Source organism: Rhizobium sp. YS-1r, assembly GCF_000757525.1.
Lineage (GTDB): Bacteria > Pseudomonadota > Alphaproteobacteria > Rhizobiales > Rhizobiaceae > Neorhizobium > Neorhizobium petrolearium.
In genome coordinates this window covers 494,395-518,128 of record NZ_JPYQ01000056.1, presented here as the reverse complement: position 1 = coordinate 518,128, position 23,734 = coordinate 494,395, and the positions used below count along the sequence as shown (strand labels likewise).

Below are 23,734 nucleotides of genomic sequence, written 5' to 3'. Positions count from 1 at the left end.
GAACGAGTTCCTCCGTCGGTTCCACTATGTCTGCCGTTCCATCGGCGGATGCGGTGGATAAGGTCTGGTCGGTCGTCTCCTGTGCGGCCTGTATCATGGGCTCCTGATGGGCAGGCGCCGGCTGAGAGGCTTGCAGATCTCCACCGGTTTCGAGCGAGATTTCCTCTTCCGGTTCCTCTGGGTCTTCGATCTCGGAAACGGCGGCAATCGCTTCCTCATAGGCATCGATTGGCACGGCCTCAACCGTGAAATCATCGTTCTGCTCGACGGCTACGGAAGGAGCAAGTTCCTCTGTGGCGGCAGGATCAGTCACGCTTTCCGTAGCTGCATCACTGGCCGGGATAGCCGGTGCCGCCTGTCTCGGTTCATAGCCGGTTTCCGTCGCGGATCGGCCATGCGTGGTCTCGACGGTGAAGAGGAGGTGCAGAGCCGGCTTGTCGGAGAGTTTACCGATGGCGGCCGGCAGATAGCCCTTCGTGGTGGGGATCGGCCGCTTGACGAGACGGGCGGGATCGCTGCCTGCCATGATGGTCAGCATCCTTGCCGTCTGGGCCGTGACGCCGAGACCAGCAAACTCGGTGGATGCGGCAAGCACGTCGCCATTCTCGTCGATGACCGCCATATGGGTGTCGGGGTCATCGAAGCCCTCGATCATGCGGGTGGCGCAGGCCAGCGGCGACAGTTGCCCCTTTTCCACCGGCGCACTGAACAAGACCGCCGTTTTGCCCTGGACCTGGATAAGCTCGCAGACGGCCTGTACCGGAACGCGTTGGAAGCCTGAGGGGACACGGATGGTGAAATGGCGGATATCGCCGACCATGCCAAGCTGTCGCGCCGCCACTTCCGTCTGGCGGAAGGCGATGTCGACGCGATTCGGTCCTTGGTCGAGGAAGTCGTAGATGGAGTCGAAGCCGAAAAGATCGGCACCCCGACCATTGGCCCAGAGCGGGCTCTTCATGTCGGGGGAGAACAGCACGATCGCTTCGCCCGCCGCAAAGCGATCGCGCACGCGTTCATGCACGGCAATATCAATGAACGGGTATTGAACTGCGGACATGAGTGAAACCTATAGGGCGTTTGTAACCGTATTTCTGCGGAATTTAACAGATTGTTAATAACCCCCCACCGCATTCGGGTCGAGAGCGGCGATACCCAAACCTGCGATAGGGTTAATTTCGGAAATTGTTAATTGTGCAGCGCACAATGATATTGCAATGCACAATGACATCGACTATATAAGAGGCATGAGAGCTTCGGTTGTGCCGAAGAAAACGCCAACGAGGACCTGAAACGATGGCATACAAGACCGACGACATCTTTTCTTTCTCCGCTTTCGATCCGGCCAAGCTGACTGAAGGCTTCCGTGAATTTGCTGAAAAGGGCGCCACCCAGTCTCGCGAAGCTTATGCTAAGATGAAGACGGCTGCCGAGGAAGCCACCAAAACGGTGGAAACCACATTGCAGTCGGCCCAGGCAGGCTCTGTCGAGCTTGGCCTCAAGGCCATCGACGTGATGCGCACCAATGCCGATATGTCGCTCTCGCATATGGAAGCGCTGCTTGGCGTGAAGTCCGTTTCCGAATTGATCGAACTGCAGACAGCTTACATCCGCAAGCAGGCTGAAGTCACCGTCGAGCAGGCCAAGTCCCTGCAGGACGCCACCCGCAAGCTCGCCGAAGACGTTGCGAAGCCGGGCAAGGACGCTGCCGAAAAGGTCATGGCAACCTTCAAGGCTGCTTGATGCTCGAATTGGGTTTTTGAGAAGAGGCCGGAGCCCGCTCCGGCCTCTTCTATTTGCGGGAGGGGGCTTGCAAAAAAAACTCGATGGCCGTATGTGACCCGCAATACCGCTTCGGCGGCTTCTTGTGCGGTTGTAGCTCAGTTGGTTAGAGCGCAGGTTTGTGGCACCTGAGGTCGGTGGTTCAACTCCACCCAACCGTACCATTTTATCTGTCTATCCCTTGTGAATTTGGCGTTTTTTCTCTCGTCGCCATCTTTTAAGCCAAAATCGAACACATTTTTGTGCAGTGCAGTATAAGATCTTGTCAAGATCGCCAGCATGCCTATCTATGCGCCAGCGGGTGCCTAAATTTTTGGACACCTGCGTCTTGGGCAGCCGCCCCCTTCACCTGCCCGGTTTATCCGGCAGGCCTTTCCAGAAGGAGAGTCACCAGCATGACGATTTCTATCAATAATTTCGCATCCGCGAACGGAACTCAGCTTTCTCCTCAGCATATTGCCGCCGCCGTTGCCGAAGCGCGCCGTGCCGTGGGCTACAGTATCGAGGAACTCGCCATTACGACCGGCCTCGTCGGTGACGAGATCGTCCGCATCGAGAACGGCATGGATGCCGATCCGGCCAAGTTGAGGCGCATCGCGGCAGCCCTGCAGGTTCCTGTTTCTAAATTTCTGCCTGTCTGATGTTCAGGTTTTCCGGCCGCGTCGGCGGCCGGCCCCCTTTTGCCGCAGCGGTTCCTGGTGACCGCGGGCCTGACCTATAGGCATTCCTGTGCTTCCCGGTCACACGAAAATGGACCTTTCCCTATCCACCAGTTCCCTCAGAAACGCTACGACGGTGCGCAGCCGCATCAAATCGCGCGTCGTTTCGTGGTAGGTGGTCCAGTAGGATCGCCGGATGACGATCTCCGGCAGCACACGGGTCAGTTCCGGATATTGCCGTGCCACGTAATCGTGCAGGATGCCGATACCGGCGCCGGAACGCACTGCTTCCGTCTGGCCGATGGCGCTTGATATCTCGAAACTCGCATCCCAGTCGCGCATCACCTCACCGGTAAAATTAAGTGAGGGCGAAAAAATCAGATCCTCGACATAGCCGATGCGCGGATGGCCTTTGAGATCCTCGACGTTATGAGGCATGCCTGCTTGGTCGAGATAGGCCTTTGAGGCGTAGAGCCCGAGCGTATAGTCGGTAAGTTTGGATGAGACGAGTCGTCCCTGTTCCGGGCGTTCGATGGTGATTGCGATATCCGCCTCGCGCTGGGAAAGCGAAAAGGACCGTGGCACCGGCACGAGTTGCAGTTTCAGTTCCGGATGCCGGCGCGTAAGCCGCCCCAGCCGTGAAGCGAGGAAGGAGACGCCGAAACCGTCCGGGGCGCCGATTCTCACCGTCCCGGCAATCGCCGTGTCGATCCGACCGGTCGAGGCCTGGGCGGCCAGCATTTCGGTTTCCATCCGCTCGGCCGCGCGGAAGAAGATCTCGCCCTCGGCCGTCAATTCGCAGCCGTTCGTGCGGCGGACGAGGAGCCGCGTGCGCAGGTCTTCCTCCAGTGCCGTCACCCGGCGTCCGAGCGTCGCATGGTTGATGCCGAGCCGGCGCGAGGCGGCCAGAATTTGGCCACTACGCGCAACCGCCAGGAACATACGCACATCATCCCAGTTCAAATCGGCCTCCGGATGTCGAATTTTGCACAGCCGTTTTAGCAGCAGCCGGAAGGAGGGCAAGCTGGATCAGCGTGCGAGAGCCGCCATCTTTGTCTCGAAGTCGTCGGCGATCTGTGAGAGCCTGATAGTTGCGAAGCGGCTGAGAAGCAGTTCCTCCGCCTCGCGGCGGGTCTTGTCCAGGGCGTCGTTGACGGCGATCTCCACCAGGCACTCGGCATGGTCCGAGGAGGGCACGAGGCAGAACAATTCCGGCCGGTCGAGCGCCTCGTAGACGTCAAGCAGGGTAATCTTGTCCAAGGGGCGGGCGAGCGTCCAGCCACCGCCATGGCCCTTTTCGGACTGCACGTAGCCCCGTTCACGCAAGCCCGCCATCGTCCGGCGCACGACGACCGGATTGGTGTTCAGCATGCGGCCGATCATCTCGGATGTCATCGGGCCGCCGCCGCGTTCCAGATGAATCAACACGTGCAGCATGCGTGATAGCCGGCTGTCGCCTCTCATATCTAACGTCCTTCCGCAATGTTGGTTGTCCACCTTAGGGCAACGTCAATCTTGCAACAAGTTTTGTTACATGTCTTGTGTCGGCAGGAGAATCGTAACATAAAAAGATACGTGAAATCGAAAGGGATCGTCATGGATTTTGATGTGATTGTTGTCGGTGGCAGTTTTGCCGGCCTTTCAGCCGCCATGCAGCTCGCACGCGCTCGCCGCCGGGTGCTGTTGATCGATGCGGACAAGCCGCGAAACCGTTTTGCCGAAGCCTCGCATGGTTTCCTGGGACAGGATGGGGTTTCGCCGGCGGCAATCCGGCAGACCGCGCTCATGCAATTGCGACGGTATCCGGCCTTTAGCGAGATTACCGGCGTGGCAAGGGCAGCAGAGCGGAGTACCGGTGGCTTCCGGGTGACGCTTGATGACGGCCGGATATTTGGTGCCCGCCGCCTGATCCTTGCCGTCGGGGTTGAGGATATCCTGCCGGAAGTCGATGGCCTCGCGCCACTCCGGGGGAGGCACGTCCTGCATTGCCCCTATTGCCATGGCTACGAGATCGGTGGCGGCCCGATCGGCCTTCTCGCTTCTTCGACGCTTGCGCATCACCAGGCATTGCTGCTCCCCGACTGGGGTGAGACGACCGTATTCGTCGAGCCGGGCGTGGAGTTTTCCGCCGATGATCTCCAGGCGATCGAAGGTCGAGGAGCGAAGCTGGAGCACTCGAAACTGGTTCGGCTCGTCGCCGAAGGCGGGGCGCTAAAAGCTGCCGAGCTTGCCGACGGCCGCTCTGTTCCGGTCAAGGCGCTGTTCGTGCAGACGCGAGTCAGGCCAGCCTCGCCGCTCGCCGAGATGCTCGGGGCGGCGATGGAGGAGGGGCCGCAGGGGCCGTATATCCGCACTGACGAATGGGGTGCGGCCAGCATCGACGGGCTGTTTGCGGCGGGGGATGCCGCAAGCCCGATGCACAATGGGACGCTGGCCAGTGCAGCGGGTGTCCGGGCCGGCGTCAATGCGCATCGTTCGCTTGTCATGGAGTGAAACTGACCGCCATGATGTCGAAATTTGCACAACGGATGCGTGAACTACGGCGTTGCCTTGTGTAATTCCGGGGGTATCCTCCAAGGTCAGAACAGATCGGAGGAACCACCATGCGTGAGATCGGACATTTCATCGGCGGCGAGTGTGTCGCCGGTACCAGCGGCCGTACGGCCGATGTCTTCAACCCGGCGACCGGCGAGGTCCAGGCCAAGGTCGCGCTGGCCGATGTTTCGGAAATCCGCGCGGCGGTCGAGAACGCCAAGGCGGCGCAAGTCAAATGGGCTGCCACCAATCCGCAGCGCCGCGCCCGCGTCTTCTTCAAGTTCGTCGATTTGCTGAACCAGCATATGGATGAGCTCGCGACGCTTCTTTCGAGCGAGCACGGCAAGACGGTCGAGGATTCCAAGGGCGATATCGTCCGCGGTTTGGAAGTCTGCGAATTTGTCTGCGGCATCCCGCATTTGCAGAAGGGCGAGTTCACCGAGGGCGCAGGTCCGCAGATCGACATGTATTCCATGCGCCAGCCGGTCGGCGTCGGCGCCGGCATCACGCCGTTCAACTTCCCGGCCATGATCCCGATGTGGATGTTCGCGCCGGCGATCGCCTGCGGCAACGCCTTCATCCTGAAGCCTTCCGAGCGCGATCCGTCCGTGCCGCTGAGGCTTGCCGAACTGATGATCGAGGCAGGTCTGCCGGCTGGCGTCCTCAACGTCGTCAACGGCGACAAGGCCGCCGTCGACGCGATTCTGGCCGACCCGGATATCGGTGCGGTCTCCTTCGTCGGCTCCACCCCGATCGCCCGTTACGTCTATGGCACGGCGGCGATGAACGGCAAGCGCGCCCAGTGCTTCGGCGGCGCCAAGAACCACATGATCATCATGCCGGATGCCGACATGGACCAGGCCGTCAACGCTCTGATGGGTGCAGGTTACGGTTCGGCTGGCGAACGCTGCATGGCGATCTCGGTTGCCGTTCCGGTCGGTGAAGAAACGGCCAATCGCCTCGTTGAGAAGCTGACCCCGAAGATCGAGTCGCTGCGCATCGGCCCCTATACCGATGAGAAGGCCGATATGGGTCCGCTGGTCACCAAGGAAGCCTATGCCCGCGTCAACGGCCTGATCGGCAAGGGCGTCGAGGAAGGCGCCAAGCTGGTGGTCGATGGCCGCGGCTTCAAGCTGCAGGGTTATGAAAACGGCTTCTTCGTCGGCGGTACGCTGTTTGACCACGTCACTCCCGAGATGGAGATCTACAAGACCGAGATCTTCGGTCCCGTCCTCTCGGTCGTACGCGCCCACAATTACGAGGAAGCGCTGTCGCTGCCGATGAAACACGAGTATGGCAACGGCGTTGCGATCTACACCCGCGACGGCGATGCCGCCCGCGATTTCGCAAGCCGTATCAATATCGGCATGATCGGCATCAATGTGCCGATCCCGGTACCGCTCGCCTATCATTCTTTCGGCGGCTGGAAGGCCTCGAGCTTCGGCGATCTGAAGCAGCATGGCTCGGATTCGATCAAGTTCTGGACCAGGACCAAGACGATCACGGCCCGCTGGCCATCCGGCATCAAGGACGGTGCGGAGTTCGTGATGCCGGTAATGAGATAGGCGGGGCGGGTATCGCAGTTCCTTCCTGTGCGGGCTCCTTCGGGAGCCCGTTTGCGTTCCACCGTTGACGTTTAATTTCTCTGTCCTAATTTAGCGTTCGGCTGGGACGGGGAGTGCCATGGTTTACGAGTGGGATGAGAAGCGCGCCCGGCGCGCCTACTGGATCAGAAAAGGTCTTGGTTTCCTGATCTTTGCATGCGTCACCGCAATTCCGGTGTGGGTAGCGGCCACGCTGATCCGGTAAATATGCAGTTATTCCGAAACCGGTGTCACGATACGAAAAAGCCGGCGCTGTGATAGCGCCGGCCGTAAGGTTCACGGTAAATCGGCCACCCGGCGGCCTCCGGGTGCGAGGCGTTCCTCAGGTTTCCGGGCCTTCATTGAAGCCGACCTTGTCGACCAGTTCCGAAGCCTTCTTGCGGTTGCCGGCGATGTCGGAAAGCGGCAGCGTGTCGGGCTTGATCGGCCCCCAGGCTTTGACGACATCGGAAGGCTCCGCGCCCGGCATGACCGGATATTCGTAGACCTGCTCGGCATAGATCTTCTGCGCGTCGCCGGAAGCCAGGAATTCCATCAGCTTGAGCGCATTGTCCTTGTTCGGCGCATTCTTGGCGAGTGCCATGCCGGAAATGTTTACATGGGTTCCGCGATCGGCAGCGTTGGGGAAGAGGATCTTGATTGCGGCAGCCCAATCCTTCTGCTCCGGTTCCTTCTCGTTGGTCTGCATCAGGCCGACATAGTAGGTGTTGCCGAGCGCGATGTCGCATTCGCCTGCCAGGATGGCTTTGGCCTGGTCACGGTCACCGCCGCTTGGCTTGTGAGCGAGGTTGTTCTTGAGATCGGTCAGCCATTTCTCGGTATAGTCCTCACCATGGGCGGCGATCATCGAGGCAAAGAGGCCGATATTGTAGGAATGCTGGCCGTCGCGGATGCAGATCTTGCCCTTCCACTTCGGATCGGCAAGCTCTTCATAGGTGATGGCATCCTCCGAAACACGTTCCTTGGAGGCGTAGACGACGCGGCCGCGGGTCGTCAGGCCGAACCATTCGCCCTGTGGATCGCGGAAGTTCGCCGGCACGTCCTTGTTGATGGTTTCGTTGTCCGTCACCGGCTGGGTGACGCCGCCGTCCTTCGCTTCCATCAGTCGCGCGATATCGACCGTCATGATCACGTCGGCCGGAGAATTGGCGCCTTCCGCCTGAATGCGTTCGACAAGGCCCTTGTCGAGGAAGAGAACATTGGTCTTGATCCCGGTCTCTTTGGTGAAGGCGTCCAGTACCGGTTTGATGAGGTCCGGCTGCCGGTAGGAATAGATGTTGACTTCACCGTCAGCCAATGCGGTCGTCGCTGCCGCCAGCGAAGACATACCTAAGAGTGCAGAAAGCCGAATGATCGGAAAAATGGACATCGAAAATCCTCCTTGGGTTGCTTTTATGTTGATGGACAAATTCATGATTTGAATTCGGCGTCAATGGTGGCGCCATCAGGAAGGCGGAAAACTTGATCACAAATTTCTATTTTGGAATTGTTCAAAACTAGGTAAGCCTCTATATAGGGGTGGTACGACACTCGGGAGACCAGCATGCGTTTGACCAAACAGACTAATTACGCAGTGCGGATGCTGATGTATTGCGCTGCCAATGAAGGCCATCTGAGCCGCATTCCCGAGATTGCCAGGGCCTATGGAGTTTCGGAACTGTTCCTCTTCAAGATCCTCCAGCCACTCACCAAGGCCGGTCTGGTGGAGACTGTACGGGGCCGCAACGGCGGCGTGAGGCTTGGCCGCAGCGCTGATCGCATTACGCTTTTCGATGTCGTGAAGGTCACGGAAGATAGTTTCGCGATGGCGGAATGCTTCGAGGATGGCGTCGCGGAATGCCCGCTTGTCGATAGCTGCGGACTGAATTCGGCTCTCCGAAAGGCGCTCAACGCTTTCTTCGATGTGCTTGCGGAATACACGATCGATGATCTCGTGAAGGCGCGTCCGCAGATCAATTTCCTGCTCGGTCTTGACAATCTGCACATGCCAAAGCTGGCCGCACCGGCCGCCTGATCCAGGCAAGATCAATTTTTGAGGCGCCGTCTCCTAGAGCGGCGCCTTTTGATTTGGGCTCTCCCGAGGTTGACCTTCTTCGCAATTGCAATAGAAGAAGCGAGGCGTTTGACCCTCTTTGCCTTCTTTCCTGTGGCGCCTTCAGGATCTTCGGAATGTCGTTTTCGGAACTGCGCGCATCTGCGCTGACTGCGCTGATCGGAACCGCCGGCGCATTGATCGCGATTGCCGTCGCCTTTCCGGCTCCCTATCTGATCGGGCCTGCTGTCGCCATCACCGTTGCCGGACTTGCTGGTTTGCGGCTGACGGTACCGGCCGAGGTCCGCAATGTCTGTTTTGTCATCATCGGCGTGTCGATGGGGGCCAGCGTGACGCCCGAGGTGATTGTCGCGGCCCGCACCTGGCCGGCGAGTTTCGTCATGGTCCCGGTGGCGGTCGTCATTCTGCTTTACGTCAGTAGCTGGATGCTGCAGAGATTCTTCCGCTACGATCGAGTTACAGCGCTTCTCGCGTCCTCTCCAGGTCATCTGAGTTATGTGCTGAGCCTTGCGGCCGAAACCCATTGCGACCTGCGGACTGTCAGCGTTGCCCAGAGCGTACGGGTGTTGGCGTTGACGATCACCACCCCGCTGATCGTGGAAATTTTCGGTCTTGTCGGCGCGGAACCTGCCCTGCCGCCCCATGTCATGAGTGTGCCCGTCCTCATTGCGACGCTTGCGGTGTCGGCTCTTCTCGGGATGCTTTTCCTGCGCTGGAGATTGCCGGCGGCGCTGCTTCTCGGTGGCGTGGCGGTTTCGATCAGCACGCATATAACGGGGTTTGTCAGTGGCGGCGTACCGAACTGGCTGTTGATTCCTACCTATGTCATCCTCGGTTCGGTCATCGGCACGCGCTTCTGTGGCGTGTCGATCGGCGAGCTGCGCGTCGCTTTCGTGGCCGGCGGCGTCGTGACGGTCGTGGTGACCGTGCTTGCGGCGGCAATCGCCGGCGGCGTGTCCTATCTCACCGGCGTCCCGCTCGATGCTGCCTTGATCGCTTTCGCACCTGGCGGGCTGGAAACCATGGCGGCCATGGCGGTGATGCTGCACGCGGACCCGACCTATGTCGGTGCTCACCATGTCCTGCGGTTGATGTTCCTTTCGGTGTTGATGCCTCTGGTACTCGGCAAGGAGGCCCGGCAGCGCTGAGATTGCGAAATTCGCATGCCCAGGGGCTTGTGACGCATCGGCAAAGCCGGATATCCGTTATTGATCCTGAAATATGAGAAGAGTGCATCAATCCATGAGCTTGAAAGAACCGACAGCCATCGTGGTCATGGGCGTCAGCGGATCGGGAAAGACTTCGGTCGGCGAACTGCTCGCCAAGCGGCTCGATTGCAGCTTCGTGGAGGGGGATCGGTTGCATCCCGCAGCAAACGTCGCGAAAATGGCTGAGGGCATTCCGCTCACCGATGATGACCGGTGGCCCTGGCTCGATCTGGTCGGCAAGGAACTTGCCGAAGCACGAAGCCGCAGTGAAAGTGTCGTGGCCACGTGTTCGTCGCTGAAGAGGGCCTATCGGGACCGGTTGAAGCAGGCGAGTGGCGGCTCTCTCTGTTTCGTTTTCCTCACTGGTGATCCGAAGGTGCTCGAAGAGCGGATGGGCGCCCGCACCGGCCATTTCATGCCTGCGTCGCTGCTTCAGAGCCAGCTTGCGACTTTGGAAAGCCCGGAAGGGGAGCCGGGGGTGGTGACGGTGGATATCGATGCAAGTCTGGACGCCATCGTCGACAAGGCTTTGGACCAGCTCGCCAAGATATGACGCGCATTAATAATATGATTTATAATCACATTTTCTTGACTCCATGTCTTGGGCGTCAGCAGGGAAGTATTCTTAAAAAAATTTAGTGGCTTATGATCCGAAGCTCTTCGGCCGCCGTATGAAGAAACACTTTTTGTGTCTATGCAATTTCATGAGGACCGCGGAAAATTGCCGGGGTCTCCGTGAACGCATCGAGTGGCAGGTGTTTGAGGAGACGGTTTGCGGATGCCAGATTCGACGCAAGGGCCGAGGCGGGGCTCCCTTCGCCGGATACCGAAACAGGAAAGAAGTCGTGAGCGTATAGATGAGATATTGAAGGTATCGATGGAACTGATCGGCCGGAAAGGCATCGATTCAGTGACCATGAAGGAAATCGCCGCTCTTTCCGGCGGGCCAATCGCATCGGTCTACCAGTATTTTCCGAACAAATCCGCCATCATCGCGATGCTCTACGAGCGTTATGTCGAGGAAGTGCGTTCGTTCGCGGTTGAGCAGATCGAAAAGATCGCCACGGCGGAGGACGCCTTGGATGCGACGGAGAGCCTCTTCGATCTCTATTACCATAAGATCCGTCGAGAACCGTCGACCCAGGACCTTCTGAACGCCATCCAGGCGGATAAGGCTCTGGGCGATCCGGATATCACGGAAACACGCCTTCAGGCGGAAGCCTTCTACAAGGCGACGGAGCAATTCGTGAGCGAAGCTCTTCGGGAGAACTATTCGCGCGCGCTGCTCGTGATGTTCCACATGGCCGGCGCAACGCTCCGTCTGGCTCTCTCGGTGCCGGACGGCGAGGCAAGGCAGATCATGACGCAGTTCAAGTCCATCATTCGCACCCAAACGACCTATTATTTCATCGGGAGCTTTCCTGCCACCGCCTGATCTCTCCGATTAAAAACCAAACCGGTCACGAAGCCCGTACCACCAGGCGCCGAGCACGGTAAGCGGCACGCGGAACGTCCGGCCGCCGGGGAAGGGCAGGTTGGGCAGCGATGCCCATATATCGAAGCGTTCCGCATGCCCTGCAACCGCCTCGCCGAGGATTTTGCCCAGGAGATGCGTGGTTGTGACGCCATGGCCGCTATCGCCGTGCGAGAAGTAAATCTTGTCGGAAACCCGGCCCATATGCGGGATGCGCGTTAGCGTCAGGGCGAAATTGCCGCTCCAGGCATAGTCGATCTTTACGTCCGTCAACTGTGGGAAGGTCTTCAGCATGTTGGGACGGATGACGCTCGTCAGGTCCTTCGGGTCATGGCCGCCGTAGCCGATGCCGCCGCCATACAGCAGCCTGTTGTCCGAGGTCCGGCGGTAGTAGTCGAGAATATAATTGGCGTCTTCGACACAGTAGTTGGCCGGGAGCAGGCGCTCGATCAGCGTCGGTTCGAGCGGCTCGGTCGCCATGACCTGGCTGGAGACCGGCATCATCCCGCCGCTGATTTCCGGAAACTGGGGTGCCAGATAGGCATTGCCGCAGACGAGCACGTAGGACGCCCTGACCGAGCCCCTGTCAGTTCGGACTATCGGCTTTTCGCCCGCGTCGACGCCAGTCACTCGCGAGCCTTCGAAGATGCGCCCGTTAAGGGATTCGACCGCCGCCGCCTCGCCGAGCACGAGGTTGAGCGGATGGATATGGCCGCCGAGCCTGTCGATCATGCCGCCGGCATAGCGGTCGGTCTTCACGTATTTGCCGACATCTGCCTTTGAGACCATGTCCAACCCTGTATGGCCGTGCTCTTCCCAATGCGCCTTGTGGGCTTCCATCTCCCGGATCTGTTTTTCCGTGAAGGCGGCAAAAAAGCCGCCGTGCACGAGATCGCAGTCGATACCGTATTTGGTGACGCGTCCGCGTATGATCTCGCCGCCTTCAAGTGACATTTCGCCAAGCTTCACGGCTTTGTCGCGGCCGTAGCGCGCGGCGATGGTTTCGAGGTCGCGGCTGTAGCCGTTGACGATCTGACCGCCATTGCGCCCGGAGGCGCCGAAGCCGATGCGTTCGGCCTCCAGGACGACCACGGAATATCCACGTTCGGCAAGTTCGAGTGACGCCGAGATGCCGGTGAAGCCGGCGCCAATCACGCAGACGTCAGCCTCCAGCTCGCCTTCGAGGTGAGGGCGGATGCGCTTGTCTTTCGCGGATGCGGCGTACCAGGAATCCGTGTGCCGAGGGTTATCGCTCGTCTTGAAGGCCATCTCACACCGTCCGGATATAGGCGTCGTATTCCACGTCAGTGACGCGCAGCGAAAATTCCGAAATTTCTTGTTGCTTGCAGGCTGTGTAGAGCGCCCGGTATTTCGGTCCGAGCGTGGCATAGGCGAAAGTCGAGCGGGAGAATTGCTGGAGCGCATAGTCCCAATTGGTCGGCAGCGGCTCGTGGCTGATCGCATGCTTGTCGCCGGTGATCGCGCCGCCTGGATTGCGCTTTTCCTTGATGCCGGAAAGCGCCGCATTGAGGATCATCGCCAGCACCAGATAGGGGTTCGTATCCGCGCCCGCGACGCGATGTTCGATGCGGGTTGCGGGCTTCGAGGCGGTGATGACGCGCACCGCCGCCGAACGGTTGTCGAAACCCCAGGAGGCGTAGGTCGGCGCATGCTCGCTTGGCCTGAGCCTGCGATAGGAATTGGCATGCGGGGCGAAGATCGCCATGCTCTCGCCCATGTTCTCCAGCAGCCCTCCGACGGAATGGAGCAGCATCTCCGATGGCCCGTCCTCGTCGACATAGACGTTGCGGCCTGTCTCGTCGATCAGTGAGAAATGCACATGCATGCCGCTGCCGGCCTGGGTGCCGTAGGGCTTGGCCATGAAGGTGGCATCGAGATCGTTCGCACGCGCCACGCCCTTGACGATACGCTTCAGCAGAACGGCGTAATCGGCGGCTTTCAGCGCATCCGGCACGTGGTTGAGGTTGATCTCGTATTGGCCGGGACCGTTTTCACGCAGTGTCGTATCGGCGGGGATGCCCTGCGCGCGGGCGGCGCTTGCAATGCCGTGGAAGACCTCTTCGAAATCCTGCAGTTCGGAGATCGAGAGAACTTGTGTCTGCCCCGTGTGCCAGCGGCCTTCGCGCGAATTCGGCGGGCGCACCGGATCGAGCGCCGAGCGTACCGGGTCGATCAGGTAGAATTCGAGTTCGGTTGCAACGACCGGCGTCAGCCCAAGCCTGGAAAATCCCGTGAGCACATTGGCCAATACCTGGCGCGGATCGCCGTAAAAGCCGCTGCCATCCGGCTCCCGCATGCCGAGCAGCACCTGTGCCGTCGGTCGCTGGAGCCAGGTGACACGCGAAAGTGTCCCGGCGGTTGGAAAGCAGATGCCGTCCGGATCGCCCGTACCTTCGGCTAGTCCGGCGGCATTCACGTCGCGGCCCCAGACATCGAGCGCATAGACCGAGCGCGGCATCGCCATGCCCTTGGCCAGCACATCCAGCGCGCGCTCACGCGGAATCCACTTTCCGCGCGGCACGCCATTCACGTCGACGACGAAGGCCTCGAGGACCTCGATGTCCGGATTGCTCTCGAAAAAGATCTGGGCGGTGCTGATATCATCCATGCGATATCAGATAGCCCACTCTCTTGAGCAGAGCTAGGCGTTGAAACGCTCCGGGCGGTAGGCAGAAATGTCGATCAGCGTCTTCTCGCCTGTAATTGCTTCGGCGATGACCCGCCCCGTCACCGGCCCGAGAGTGAGGCCGTGATGTGCGTGTCCGAAGGCGAACCATAGGCCCTCGTGTCGCGGCGCCTTGCCGATCACCGGCATCATGTCCGGCGTGCAGGGGCGGGCGCCCATCCACGGTTCCTTGTCGAGGCGTTCGCCAAGCGGGAAGACAGTGCGGGCGACCGCTTCGGCACGTTCCACCTGGACCGGCGTTTTCGGCGCGTCGCGTCGGGCAAATTCCGCTCCCGTTGTCAGCCTTATGCCCTGGTTCATGGGAGCCAGGAAATAGCCGCGCTCGGCATCCATGGTCCAGCCGTTGAGCTTGGCATTGCCCTTTGTACCATAGTGCATATGATAGCCGCGCTTGACGCCGACCAGGAAATTGTAGCCGAGCGGCTTGGTGACCGTGTCCGACCAGGGGCCGAGGGCCACGACAACATCCTTCGCTTCAACGGTGCCGTCTCCGGCAACGACGCGCCAGCCGGTCGCTGTCTTCGACAGGCTCTTCGCGTCACCCTTCAGCACGCGTCCGCCGAGCTTTTCGAAGAGCGCCACATAGGCGCGCGTCAGCGCAAGCGGATCCCTGACCGACCAGGGATCTTCCCATTTCAGCCCGCCGACGAAATCGTTCGAAAGGTTGGGTTCCTGGGCTGCGATCTCGGAAGGCGACAGCTCGCTGAATGTCACGCCGTATTCGGCCTTCAGCCGTACTGCTTCCCTGATTTCCCCATCATGTTTCGCGCGGGTTCGGAAAACTTCCGTCCAGCCGTTCTTGGCGATCAGGTCCTGTGCCCCTGCTTCCTCGATCAATTCGTTATGGGTCGAGATCGAATGTTCGATCAGGGGCGCGTAAGCCCGCGCAATGAGCTGATGCCGCGTGAGGTTGGAGTGCCACCAGTATTTTGCCAGGAAGGACGAGACGGACGGCAGCGCGCTCCAGTGGTAATGCGCATCGATGCGATTGTTCAATGCATAGCGCAGGATCAGGCCGAACTGCTGCGGGAAGCCGTAAGGCACGACACCCTCGCGCTGGATGAGACCGGCATTGCCGTAAGAGGTTTCCAGGCCCGGTTCCTTCCGGTCGACGAGCACCACCGATTTGCCGCGCCGCGCCAGTTGCAATGCCGTTGAAACGCCGATGATGCCGGCCCCCAGCACGATCGCATCCGCTGTCATGATCTGATTTCCATTCCCATTCTTTTATAGTTCGAAGATTTCGAACATGCCGCCCTCGATGTTGCAGCGCAAATGAAAAATCAACAAGGCTCCTATGAGTTCCCTATTTCTTCGCCTTCAGCGTCCAATCGAAAGCCTATGATGCCATCGCTACCTTTTCGGATGTGCATCGGATTCGATGCCGCCCCGCGACATCTCCGCCGCGCGGGCCAAGTCCCAAGAAGGAGTGACCTGAAATGTTTGGCCGTTTGGGGAGTTTTTATCTGGCGCAGCATCTTGCGGAACAGGATGCATGCCGTCGTGAGGAGCGTATTCCGGATCGCAGCGCCTCCGATCAGAACCTCGGCATCTTCATGAGGCTTCTCGGTGTCATGGGCATCGGGTTCTGCGCGGCCGGTGCAATCGTCCTCATGGCTGCTTGAAGGAGAATTACGATGAATAACAGAGCGATGGCGAAGAACGAGCTTCCTGCGTTCGGCGTGCGTTTCATGGTCGGCCGTGATGCGGGCGGCCATTGGGTCGTCTCCGATCGCGAAGGTCGCGTCGGCGGCTTGTTCACCGATCGCGCCTCGGCAGTGCATTTCGCCATGTTCGAAAGCGATCATCTTCCGGGCGCCGTTTATTGCCTGCCGGATCACATGATATTGAGCCTCGGTCCGGCCTTCGAGAACCGGGCGATGAGCCCGAGGATGAAGATTGCCGGCCGGGCGTGAGGTGAACACATGCTGCATCCCCTCAATCACATACGCGGTCATGTTTACCCGCGTTTCCGTGTCTTCGATCCCCGCAATTCAGGCCGCCTGCATGCCTCCGAAATCATCCTCGGCATACTTCTGGTCATGCTGGCGATACTCGGCCTGGCCTATGCCATGACGCTGATATCCCGGGCATTATCGGCGTGAGAGCGACTGCGGCTGTGGCTCGCGGAAAGGGGTAGAATTCCTATAGGATTTTTATTTCTTTCCCCTGCGGGCGCTCTCGAACCTATATGCGATCACAGCGCATATTCCCGTACGTGTCGTCGTTCAAGAACATCTCTGGGTCGAAAAGCGCGAGGTGCCGTTTTCCGGTCTCGCCTGCGGCTCCGATCCCGGATGGCGTCAGCCAAGTGTGTTCGCGCTCAGTTTGGCGCTTGACGAGGCTCTCCCATAAACTGAAATGGTTGTGGCCACTTGAGGGAGGGCCGCCGCTTTCCCGGACGGAAGACAGGTAGTAGATGCCCGACGTCAGTCATGAGATCGAGAACAGGCCATCGCCGGATGCACTTTTGGAGCATGCCGAGCGCGAGGGGCGCGGGCGTCTGAAGATCTTTCTCGGTGCGGCGCCTGGCGTCGGCAAGACCTATGAAATGCTGATGTCCGGCCGCGCTCGCAAGGCCGATGGCGTCGATGTGGTGATCGGCGTCGTCGAAACCCATGGCCGGCAGGAGACCGAGGCGCTGATCGAGGGGTTCGAGGCCATACCTCGCAAGCGGATCGATTACCGCGGCCAGCCCCTTGAGGAAATGGACATCGACGCCATTCTGGCGAGACGCCCGGAACTGGTCCTCGTCGACGAACTGGCGCATACGAATGTCGCCGGCAGCCGCCACCCGAAGCGCTATATGGATGTGCAGGAGATTCTCGCCCAGGGGATCGACGTCTATTCGACACTCAATATCCAGCATGTTGAAAGCCTGAACGATGTTGTGGCGCAGATCACCCGCATCCGGGTTCGTGAAACCGTTCCCGACTCGATCATCGATCGGGCGGATGACGTCGAGATCATCGACCTTACGCCCGACGACCTCATCAAGCGGCTGAAGGACGGCAAGGTCTATGTGCCGACGACTGCCCGGCGGGCGATCGAGAACTATTTTTCACCCGGCAACCTGACGGCGCTCCGCGAGCTTGCACTCCGCCGTACGGCCCAGCGGGTTGATGAGCAGTTGCTCAATCACATGCAGGCGCATGCGATTTCCGGCCCCTGGGCGGCGGGCGACCGGGTGCTGGTCTGCCTGGATCACAGCCGTGGCGGCGCAAGCCTCGTCCGCTATGCCCGCCGTCAGGCTGATCGCCTACGGGCGCCTTGGACGACGCTGCATCTCGAAACGCCGCAATCACTCAATCTCCCGGATGAGGACAAGGACAGGCTTGCTACCAATATGCGGCTTGCAGAGCAACTCGGCGGCGAGACGGTGACACTGCCGGCGCTCCATCGCTCGCGCGAGATCATTGCCTATGCGAATGCCAACAATTTCACCCATATCATCGTCGGCCGGCCGAGCAAGCCGCGTTGGCGTCAACTTTGGCAGGGTTCCGTCACCCATGATCTGATCCGCTACGCCGGCGATATCAGCGTCCATGTGATTTCCGGTAATGCGAGGGAGAGCGAACCGCAGCGAGGCGTGAAGGCCGCTCAGCCGCTTAAAGCCTTCCGCATCAAGCCGTACCTTCACAGCACCGTTTTCATAGGGCTGGCGATCATTGCCGGCATCGCCCTCGACCAGACGCTCGACGTCCGCAATCTGGCTCTGGTTTTCCTGATGGCCGTGCTGGCCGCCGCAGTGCGTGGCGGCTTGGGGCCGGGGCTGTACGCCTCTCTGCTCGGTGCCCTTTCCTTCAACTTCTTCTTCCTGGAGCCGCGCTACACCTTGACCGTGCGCGACCCGGAAAGCCTGGTCGCGCTGTTCTTCTATCTTGGCGTCGCCCTTGTCGCGTCGAACCTCACGGCGGCCGTGCAACGGCAGGCTGTCGCCGCCCGCCAGCGGGCGCGCACCACCGAGGACCTCTATCTCTTCTCGAAGAAACTGGCGGGAACGGGCACGCTTGACGATGTGCTCTGGGCGACGGCCTTCCAGATGGCCTCCATGCTCAAGGTCCGTGTGGTAATCCTGCTGCCGGAAAATGGCTCCATCGCCGTGAAGGCCGGTTATCCCCCGGACGACACGCTGGTGGATGCGGACATCGCCGCCGCCAAATGGGCCTGGGAACACAACCGCCCGGCCGGCCGCGCCGCCGATACGCTGCCCGGCGCGAAACGTCTCTATCTGCCGATGCGGACCGGCCGTGAGCCGGTCGGGGTCATCGGCCTCGACAACGACAAGCAGGGCCCTCTGTTGACGCCCGAACAGCAGCGGCTCTTCGATGCGCTGGCGGATCAGGCGGCGCTGGCGATCGAGCGCGTCCAGCTTGTCTCGGATGTCGACAAGGCCAAGCTCGCGGCCGAGACCGACCGGCTGCGCACCGCGCTTCTGACGTCGATCTCGCATGATCTGAAGACCCCGCTTGCGGCGATCATGGGCTCCGCCGGCATGCTCAAGGATTTCGGAGCCGATATCCCGGAAGAGGCGCGGACCGAATTGTTGACGAGCATCGTGGACGAGTCGGAGCGGCTCAACCGCTTTATCTCCAATCTGCTCGACATGACCCGCATCGGCTCGGGCGCCATGGAGCCGAACTACGCTTTCCATTTCGTGGGCGACATCGTCGGCACGGCGCTCAGCCGGGCGGCGAAGATCGCCGCCCGGCACAGGGTGAAGGTGAGCATTCCCGCCGATCTGCCGATGCTGAAGATCGATCCGGTTCTGTTCGAGCAGGTCCTCTTCAATCTCATCGACAACGCTGCCAAATATGCGCCCGATGAGACCGTGATCGATATCCGCGGCTTTCGGGATGGAGATGCGGTCCTGCTGTCCGTCATGGACGAAGGGCCTGGCATCCCGTTCAACGACGTGGAGCGTATCTTCGACAGCTTCTATCGTGTCCGGAAGGGGGATCACGTCCGGGCCGGCACTGGGCTCGGTCTTTCCATCTGCCGTGGCTTCATCGAGGCCATGGGCGGCACCATCAGGGCGGCCAATCGGTCCGACCGTTCAGGGGCAGTCTTCACGATCCGCATGCCGGTGCCTGCCGAGATGCCCCTTCTGGGAGAAAAGGCCCTGGGAGAAGACGAATGACCAATACCGCCGTGCATATACTCATCGTCGAGGATGAGCCGCCGATCCGCAAGCTGCTTCGCGTCGGACTTTCCACACAGGGATATTCCGTCAGCGAAGCGATGAATGCCAAGGTTGCGATGGAGCTCGTCAGGACCGAAAAGCCCGACCTGATCATCCTCGATCTCGGCCTGCCGGACATACCCGGCCATGATCTGCTCGCCAGGTGGCGGGGGGAGGGGCTCGACCTGCCGATCGTCATCCTCTCGAGCCGCACGGATGAGGCCGGCATCGTCAAGGCGCTCGAACTCGGCGCGGACGACTACATCACCAAGCCTTTCGGCATGAACGAGCTCGTCGCGCGCATCCGCGTGGCGCTCCGCCACCGCCTGCAGAGCCAGGGCGAGAAGCCTGTTTTCAAGACCGGTGATCTTTCCGTCGATCTCGTCAAGCGCATCGTCAAGGTGGCCGGCAAGGAAGTCAAGCTCTCGCCGAAGGAGTATGACATCCTCCGCATTCTGGTGCAGCATGCCGGCAAGGTGCTGACCCACCGTTTCCTGCTGGAACATGTCTGGGACGGGCTGACGGACGTGCAGTATCTGCGTGTCTATGTGCGCCAGCTTCGCCAGAAGATCGAAAAGACGCCCGACCAGCCACAGTATATCCTCACCGAGACCGGGGTCGGTTATCGGCTGCAGGAAGGTCAATAGGCGTCTGCCTTCAATCGATGGACATTGCCATGAAACTCCGTGATTATCTCCTGCCGGAGAATATCGTGCTCGACCTTGGGGCGCCGTCCAAGGCGGCGCTGATCAGGCAGCTTTCCGAACTTGCTGCCGGAAGGCTTGCGCTTGACGCAAGCGAGATCGCCGAAGTGTTGATCAATCGGGAAAACCTTGGTTCGACGGGCATCGGCGCCGGTGTTGCCATTCCGCATGCGGTTGTCAAAGGCATCGACCGGCATTTCTGCCTCTTCGCGCGGCTGGTGAAGCCGGTGGACTTCGAGGCGGTGGACGATCAGCCGGTCGATCTCGTCTTTCTGCTTCTCAATCCCGAAAGCCGCCCGGAACACCTGAACATCCTCTCCTGCATCGCCCGGCGCATCCGCGAGGAGGAGACGGTTGCGGCAATCCGCCGGGCGGCAAGTCCGGAAGAAGTCTATGTCAGGCTCTGCCCGCCGGAGGCATGACCGTGACAGCGCACGGCTGCTGCATTTCCGGCGCGGCGCTGATTTGACAAGTGTCAAATCTTGCCTCTTGACGCGGCTCGCCATGGGGATACTTAAAACCATCCCGCACCGACGGCCATCCGACCGCCGAACGTCCATTCCCATCGTGTTCGCCGAGCGGCGTTCTCAGGTAAGACATCATGACCCACCCAGGCTCGAATCGGGCGCTTGTCATCGCGGCCGTGATGGCAAGCATGGCGATGATCGCCATCGAGGCGACGATCGTTTCAACGGCCATGCCGCAAATCGCTGCCCAGCTTGGCCAGTTGAATCTCTATAGCTGGGTTTTCTCGTCCTTCCTGCTGGCGCAGACTGCGACGACGGTGATCTTCGGCAAACTCTCCGACATCTACGGCCGGAAGCCGATCATCCTGCTCGGCATCGCGATCTTTCTCGCCGCCTCCGTCCTTGCGGGCTTCGCCTGGTCCATGCCTTCGATGATCGCCTTCCGGCTGCTGCAGGGCATTGGCGCCGGCGCTATTCAACCGGTCACCATGACGGTCGTAGGAGATCTTTTTCCCGGGGCTGAACGCGGCAAAGTCCAGGGTTATCTCGCCAGCGTCTGGGCGCTTTCGGCGGTGGTTGGGCCTCTGCTGGGCAGCGTCATCGTCCACAATCTGCCCTGGGCCTGGATATTCTGGATCAATGTGCCGATCGGACTTGCGGCTGCTCTCGGGTTTGTCGTTTTCCTTCATGAGGAGAAACAATCCCGCGGCGTTTCGGTGGACATCCTTGGTGCGGGTCTTTTTGCCGTTTCGATCGCGGCCCTGATGATCGCTTTGACGGAAGCCGAGGGAGCCACTGCGGCCCATACAATGTTCGCTGTCGCGATCTTCGCCGTCAGTCTTATGCTTTTCCTCAGGCAGGAGCGTCGTTCCGAGGCGCCCATGGTGTCACTCGACCTCTGGCGGCAGAGGCCGATAGCTGCCGCCAATGTGGCGACTTTTCTCGCCAGCATGGCGATTATGGGACTTACGACCTTCCTGCCCATGTATGTGCAGACGGTATTGAACCGGTCGGCGGTCGTGGCAGGCTTCGCGCTGACCATGCTCCTGATAGGATGGCCGGCGGCGGCAACGCTCGCCTCCCGCTTGTTCCCGCGCTTCGGCTTGCGCCGGATCATGATCTTCGGCAGCGTCTGTATTCCCATAGGCGCCTTTCTGCTGGTCCTGTTGATGCCCGGCAGCTCGCCCATTCAAGCCGGCGCCGGCTCGCTCGTCATGGGCTTCGGCATGGGCCTCATCAGCATCTGCTCGCTGGTCATCATCCAGGAAAGTGTCGGCTGGTCGGAGCGCGGCAGTGCTACGGCATCCAACATCTTTGCGCGCAATCTCGGCAGTACGCTTGGAGCTGCGGTCCTCGGCGCGGTGCTGAGCTACGGTCTTGCCAATTCCGGCGGAGCCGATGCCGTCACGCCGGATCAGTTGCGCGGTCTTCTGGATGGCGCGGGAACGGCGCTTGCCGCCCAATCGTCGATCCGGCTGGTGCTGCAGAACGCCCTTCACCTGACCTTTGTCTTCATGTTCCTTATCGCAACCCTGATCATCCTCGCCTGCCTTTACGTGCCGGGCGTCATACGGCGGGCGGAAGCCGTGCGGGAAGGTTGAGTTTCAAGGAGCGGTTTCTTTCAAGGTGGCCCGATGAGTTCCGGGCGCTGAAAAGTCGATTGGCAAATTGACCCGGAAAGGGAGATGGAAATCATGTCTGATTTAAATGCGGCCACGTCCGGCACGTTCAGGATTGGCGGGGAGCTTGAGATCAACCGCCTCGGCTTCGGCGCCATGCGCATTACCGGCAAGGGTATCTGGGGGGAACCCGCCGATCGCAATGAGGCGATCCGCACGCTGAAGCGCGTGCCGGAACTCGGCATAAATTTCATCGACACGGCGGATTCCTACGGCCCCGACGTCTCGGAGGAACTGATCCGGGAGGCGCTCCATCCGTATGGCAGGATCGTCATCGCTACCAAGGGCGGCCTGACCCGCATCGGCCCCGACCGCTGGATTCCGCTCGGCCGTCCGGAATACCTGATCCAGCAGGCCTACAAGAGCCTGCGCCGGCTCGGTGTCGAGCAGATCGACCTCTGGCAGCTTCACCGCATCGATCCGAAGGTTCCCGCGGCTGAACAGTTCGATGCCATCAAATCGCTGATCGATGCGAAAGTGATCCGTCACGCGGGGCTCAGCGAAGTCTCGGTCGCCCAGATCGAGGAGGCTTCGAAATATTTCAAGGTCGCAACCGTCCAGAACCAGTACAATCTCGTCGACCGCAAGAGCGAGGCCGTGCTGGAATACAGCGAAAAGCACGGCATCGGCTTCATTCCATGGCATCCTCTGGCGGCCGGCAATCTCGCCAGGCCCGGCTCGGTTCTCGACGCGATCGCGAAGAAGCATGATGCCGCGCCAAGTCAGATTGCGCTTGCCTGGGTGCTGAAGCGCAGCCCGGTCATGTTGCCGATTCCCGGCACGTCAAAGGTGAAGCATCTGGAAGAAAACCTCTCGGCGGTGAACATCGTGTTGTCCGACGAGGATTTCGCCGTCCTCGACGCCCAGGGCAACGCATGAGGATCATCCGGATCTCCGCCGCTCTGATCGTCCGTGCTGACGGAAAGATACTTCTCGTTCGCAAGCGCGGTACGACAGCCTTCATGCAGCCCGGCGGCAAGATGGAGCCGGACGAAAGCCCGGCCGCCGCGCTGGTCCGTGAACTTGAAGAGGAAATCGGTTTGCGGGCCTCCCCGGAACAGTTCCGGTCGCTCGGCCGGTTTGAGGCGACGGCCGCCAACGAGCCGGATCATCTCGTATCGGCGGATGTGTTTGTTTTCGAAAGCGGCGACAGGATAGTTGCCCCAGCCGCCGAGATCGAGGAAATCCGCTGGATATCGCCGATCGATCCAGCCGATGTTGTCCTGGCGGAGCTCACCGAACACCACATCCTGCCAGCTTGGCGGCAGACGCTTCTGGGCACTTAATTCGCGACGCCCGCTTCTGTGACCAAAACCGGATCGGCGCGATAATCCTTCGGGAACAGTTTCCGGAGATTGGAAAGCTTCGGCAGGTCGTTGAAGACGATATAGGGATAGGTCGGGTTGTTGGCCAGGAAATCCTGGTGATAGTCTTCGGCTGGATAGAAGGCCTTGCCCGGTTCGATTGTCGTTGCGATTGTCGTATCGTAGAGTTTCGCTTTGTCGAGCTGGTCGATATAGGCCTTGGCAATGCGCGCCTGTTCGTCATTTACCGGGAAGATGGCCGAGCGATATTGCGGGCCGGCATCCGGTCCCTGCCGGTCGATCTGGGTCGGGTCGTGCGCCACCGAGAAATAGATCTGCAGGAGATGTCCGTAGCTTACTCTCTTCGGATCGAAGGTCA

At 60.3% G+C, this 23,734-nt stretch carries 25 protein-coding genes, 1 tRNA gene and 1 pseudogene; 19 read left to right on the top strand and 8 right to left on the bottom strand.

What is annotated here, in order from left to right; translation table 11 throughout:
* Nucleotides 1–1,057, bottom strand: a pseudogene (locus JL39_RS32720) (PAS domain-containing sensor histidine kinase); the annotation flags it as partial.
* A gap of 236 nt (nucleotides 1,058–1,293) precedes the next feature.
* Here JL39_RS32720 and JL39_RS28155 point away from each other — a divergent pair.
* From JL39_RS28155 to JL39_RS28145, 3 genes are all read left to right on the top strand, one after another.
* Complete coding sequence (locus tag JL39_RS28155; protein WP_037158607.1) at nucleotides 1,294–1,740, top strand: phasin; 447 nt, start codon at nucleotides 1,294–1,296, stop codon at nucleotides 1,738–1,740.
* Nucleotides 1,741–1,866: 126 nt separating this feature from the next.
* Nucleotides 1,867–1,943: transfer RNA gene (locus JL39_RS28150), tRNA-His, on the top strand.
* A gap of 231 nt (nucleotides 1,944–2,174) precedes the next feature.
* Nucleotides 2,175–2,420 (top strand): helix-turn-helix transcriptional regulator, encoded by a 246-nt coding sequence (locus JL39_RS28145; RefSeq protein ID WP_037158604.1) that lies wholly within the window; start codon nucleotides 2,175–2,177, stop codon nucleotides 2,418–2,420.
* 99 nt (nucleotides 2,421–2,519) lie between these two features.
* Here JL39_RS28145 and JL39_RS28140 read toward each other — a convergent pair whose 3' ends face one another.
* Nucleotides 2,520–3,401, bottom strand: coding sequence for a LysR family transcriptional regulator (locus tag JL39_RS28140; protein ID WP_037158601.1), 882 nt, complete (start codon nucleotides 3,399–3,401; stop codon nucleotides 2,520–2,522).
* 66 nt (nucleotides 3,402–3,467) lie between these two features.
* Entirely contained in the window at nucleotides 3,468–3,902 is a 435-nt protein-coding gene (locus JL39_RS28135) for an Rrf2 family transcriptional regulator (RefSeq protein ID WP_037158598.1), read from the bottom strand.
* A 132-nt stretch (nucleotides 3,903–4,034) separates the two neighbouring features.
* On the opposite strand from JL39_RS28135, the gene JL39_RS28130 reads away from it, so the two are divergent.
* The 3 genes from JL39_RS28130 (at nucleotide 4,035) to JL39_RS32860 (ending at nucleotide 6,782) form a co-directional block, all read left to right on the top strand.
* Nucleotides 4,035–4,931, top strand: a complete 897-nt coding sequence (locus JL39_RS28130) for an NAD(P)/FAD-dependent oxidoreductase (RefSeq protein ID WP_037159920.1) — start codon at nucleotides 4,035–4,037, stop codon at nucleotides 4,929–4,931.
* A 110-nt stretch (nucleotides 4,932–5,041) separates the two neighbouring features.
* The gene (locus tag JL39_RS28125) at nucleotides 5,042–6,538 is read left to right on the top strand and encodes a CoA-acylating methylmalonate-semialdehyde dehydrogenase (RefSeq protein WP_037158595.1); all 1,497 of its coding nucleotides are present in this window, start codon (nucleotides 5,042–5,044) and stop codon (nucleotides 6,536–6,538) included.
* A gap of 118 nt (nucleotides 6,539–6,656) precedes the next feature.
* Nucleotides 6,657–6,782 (top strand): hypothetical protein, encoded by a 126-nt coding sequence (locus JL39_RS32860; RefSeq protein WP_265105653.1) that lies wholly within the window; start codon nucleotides 6,657–6,659, stop codon nucleotides 6,780–6,782.
* Between the two features lie 117 nt (nucleotides 6,783–6,899).
* Here the strand turns inward: JL39_RS32860 and JL39_RS28120 are convergent, their stop codons facing one another.
* Nucleotides 6,900–7,928 (bottom strand): Fe(3+) ABC transporter substrate-binding protein, encoded by a 1,029-nt coding sequence (locus JL39_RS28120; RefSeq protein WP_037159917.1) that lies wholly within the window; start codon nucleotides 7,926–7,928, stop codon nucleotides 6,900–6,902.
* A 192-nt stretch (nucleotides 7,929–8,120) separates the two neighbouring features.
* On the opposite strand from JL39_RS28120, the gene rirA reads away from it, so the two are divergent.
* The 4 genes from rirA (at nucleotide 8,121) to JL39_RS28100 (ending at nucleotide 11,273) form a co-directional block, all read left to right on the top strand.
* Nucleotides 8,121–8,591 (top strand): iron-responsive transcriptional regulator RirA, encoded by a 471-nt coding sequence (gene rirA, locus JL39_RS28115; RefSeq protein ID WP_037158592.1) that lies wholly within the window; start codon nucleotides 8,121–8,123, stop codon nucleotides 8,589–8,591.
* A 155-nt stretch (nucleotides 8,592–8,746) separates the two neighbouring features.
* Entirely contained in the window at nucleotides 8,747–9,778 is a 1,032-nt protein-coding gene (locus JL39_RS28110) for an AbrB family transcriptional regulator (protein ID WP_037158589.1), read from the top strand.
* Nucleotides 9,779–9,872: 94 nt separating this feature from the next.
* The gene (locus JL39_RS28105; protein ID WP_037158586.1) at nucleotides 9,873–10,391 is read left to right on the top strand and encodes a gluconokinase; all 519 of its coding nucleotides are present in this window, start codon (nucleotides 9,873–9,875) and stop codon (nucleotides 10,389–10,391) included.
* A 225-nt stretch (nucleotides 10,392–10,616) separates the two neighbouring features.
* Entirely contained in the window at nucleotides 10,617–11,273 is a 657-nt protein-coding gene (locus JL39_RS28100; RefSeq protein WP_037158583.1) for a TetR/AcrR family transcriptional regulator, read from the top strand.
* Nucleotides 11,274–11,282: 9 nt separating this feature from the next.
* Here the strand turns inward: JL39_RS28100 and JL39_RS28095 are convergent, their stop codons facing one another.
* The 3 genes from JL39_RS28095 to JL39_RS28085 are packed head-to-tail and all read right to left on the bottom strand — an operon-like array spanning nucleotide 11,283 to nucleotide 15,222.
* Nucleotides 11,283–12,581 (bottom strand): FAD-binding oxidoreductase, encoded by a 1,299-nt coding sequence (locus JL39_RS28095; RefSeq protein ID WP_037158581.1) that lies wholly within the window; start codon nucleotides 12,579–12,581, stop codon nucleotides 11,283–11,285.
* Nucleotide 12,582: 1 nt separating this feature from the next.
* Entirely contained in the window at nucleotides 12,583–13,941 is a 1,359-nt protein-coding gene (locus JL39_RS28090) for a glutamine synthetase family protein (protein ID WP_037158578.1), read from the bottom strand.
* Nucleotides 13,942–13,974: 33 nt separating this feature from the next.
* Entirely contained in the window at nucleotides 13,975–15,222 is a 1,248-nt protein-coding gene (locus tag JL39_RS28085; RefSeq protein WP_037158574.1) for an FAD-binding oxidoreductase, read from the bottom strand.
* A gap of 236 nt (nucleotides 15,223–15,458) precedes the next feature.
* On the opposite strand from JL39_RS28085, the gene JL39_RS28080 reads away from it, so the two are divergent.
* The 9 genes from JL39_RS28080 (at nucleotide 15,459) to JL39_RS28040 (ending at nucleotide 23,337) form a co-directional block, all read left to right on the top strand.
* A complete protein-coding gene (locus JL39_RS28080) occupies nucleotides 15,459–15,644 on the top strand; it encodes a hypothetical protein (RefSeq protein ID WP_037158570.1) in 186 nt (61 codons plus the stop codon).
* Nucleotides 15,645–15,656: 12 nt separating this feature from the next.
* The gene (locus JL39_RS28075; protein WP_037158567.1) at nucleotides 15,657–15,935 is read left to right on the top strand and encodes a hypothetical protein; all 279 of its coding nucleotides are present in this window, start codon (nucleotides 15,657–15,659) and stop codon (nucleotides 15,933–15,935) included.
* 9 nt (nucleotides 15,936–15,944) lie between these two features.
* Entirely contained in the window at nucleotides 15,945–16,124 is a 180-nt protein-coding gene (locus tag JL39_RS28070; protein ID WP_037158564.1) for a hypothetical protein, read from the top strand.
* Between the two features lie 314 nt (nucleotides 16,125–16,438).
* Nucleotides 16,439–19,159 (top strand): sensor histidine kinase KdpD, encoded by a 2,721-nt coding sequence (locus JL39_RS28065; RefSeq protein WP_037158561.1) that lies wholly within the window; start codon nucleotides 16,439–16,441, stop codon nucleotides 19,157–19,159.
* Entirely contained in the window at nucleotides 19,156–19,848 is a 693-nt protein-coding gene (locus JL39_RS28060; protein ID WP_037158558.1) for a response regulator transcription factor, read from the top strand. Before JL39_RS28065 ends, JL39_RS28060 begins: the two co-directional genes overlap by 4 nt.
* Before the next feature lie 29 nt (nucleotides 19,849–19,877).
* Nucleotides 19,878–20,327 carry a PTS sugar transporter subunit IIA gene (locus JL39_RS28055; RefSeq protein ID WP_037159913.1) on the top strand — a complete coding sequence of 150 codons (450 nt, stop codon included), beginning with the start codon at nucleotides 19,878–19,880 and terminating at the stop codon, nucleotides 20,325–20,327.
* A gap of 179 nt (nucleotides 20,328–20,506) precedes the next feature.
* Nucleotides 20,507–21,973, top strand: a complete 1,467-nt coding sequence (locus tag JL39_RS28050; protein ID WP_037158555.1) for an MFS transporter — start codon at nucleotides 20,507–20,509, stop codon at nucleotides 21,971–21,973.
* A gap of 93 nt (nucleotides 21,974–22,066) precedes the next feature.
* Nucleotides 22,067–22,930, top strand: a complete 864-nt coding sequence (locus JL39_RS28045; protein WP_037159910.1) for an aldo/keto reductase — start codon at nucleotides 22,067–22,069, stop codon at nucleotides 22,928–22,930.
* Complete coding sequence (locus tag JL39_RS28040; RefSeq protein ID WP_037158552.1) at nucleotides 22,927–23,337, top strand: NUDIX domain-containing protein; 411 nt, start codon at nucleotides 22,927–22,929, stop codon at nucleotides 23,335–23,337. The genes JL39_RS28045 and JL39_RS28040 overlap by 4 nt, the downstream gene beginning before the upstream one ends.
* Here the strand turns inward: JL39_RS28040 and JL39_RS32715 are convergent.
* Nucleotides 23,334–23,734, bottom strand: a 401-nt coding sequence (locus JL39_RS32715; protein ID WP_244446974.1) for a peptide-methionine (S)-S-oxide reductase, incomplete at its 5' end; no start/stop codon positions are given. The genes JL39_RS28040 and JL39_RS32715 overlap by 4 nt on opposite strands.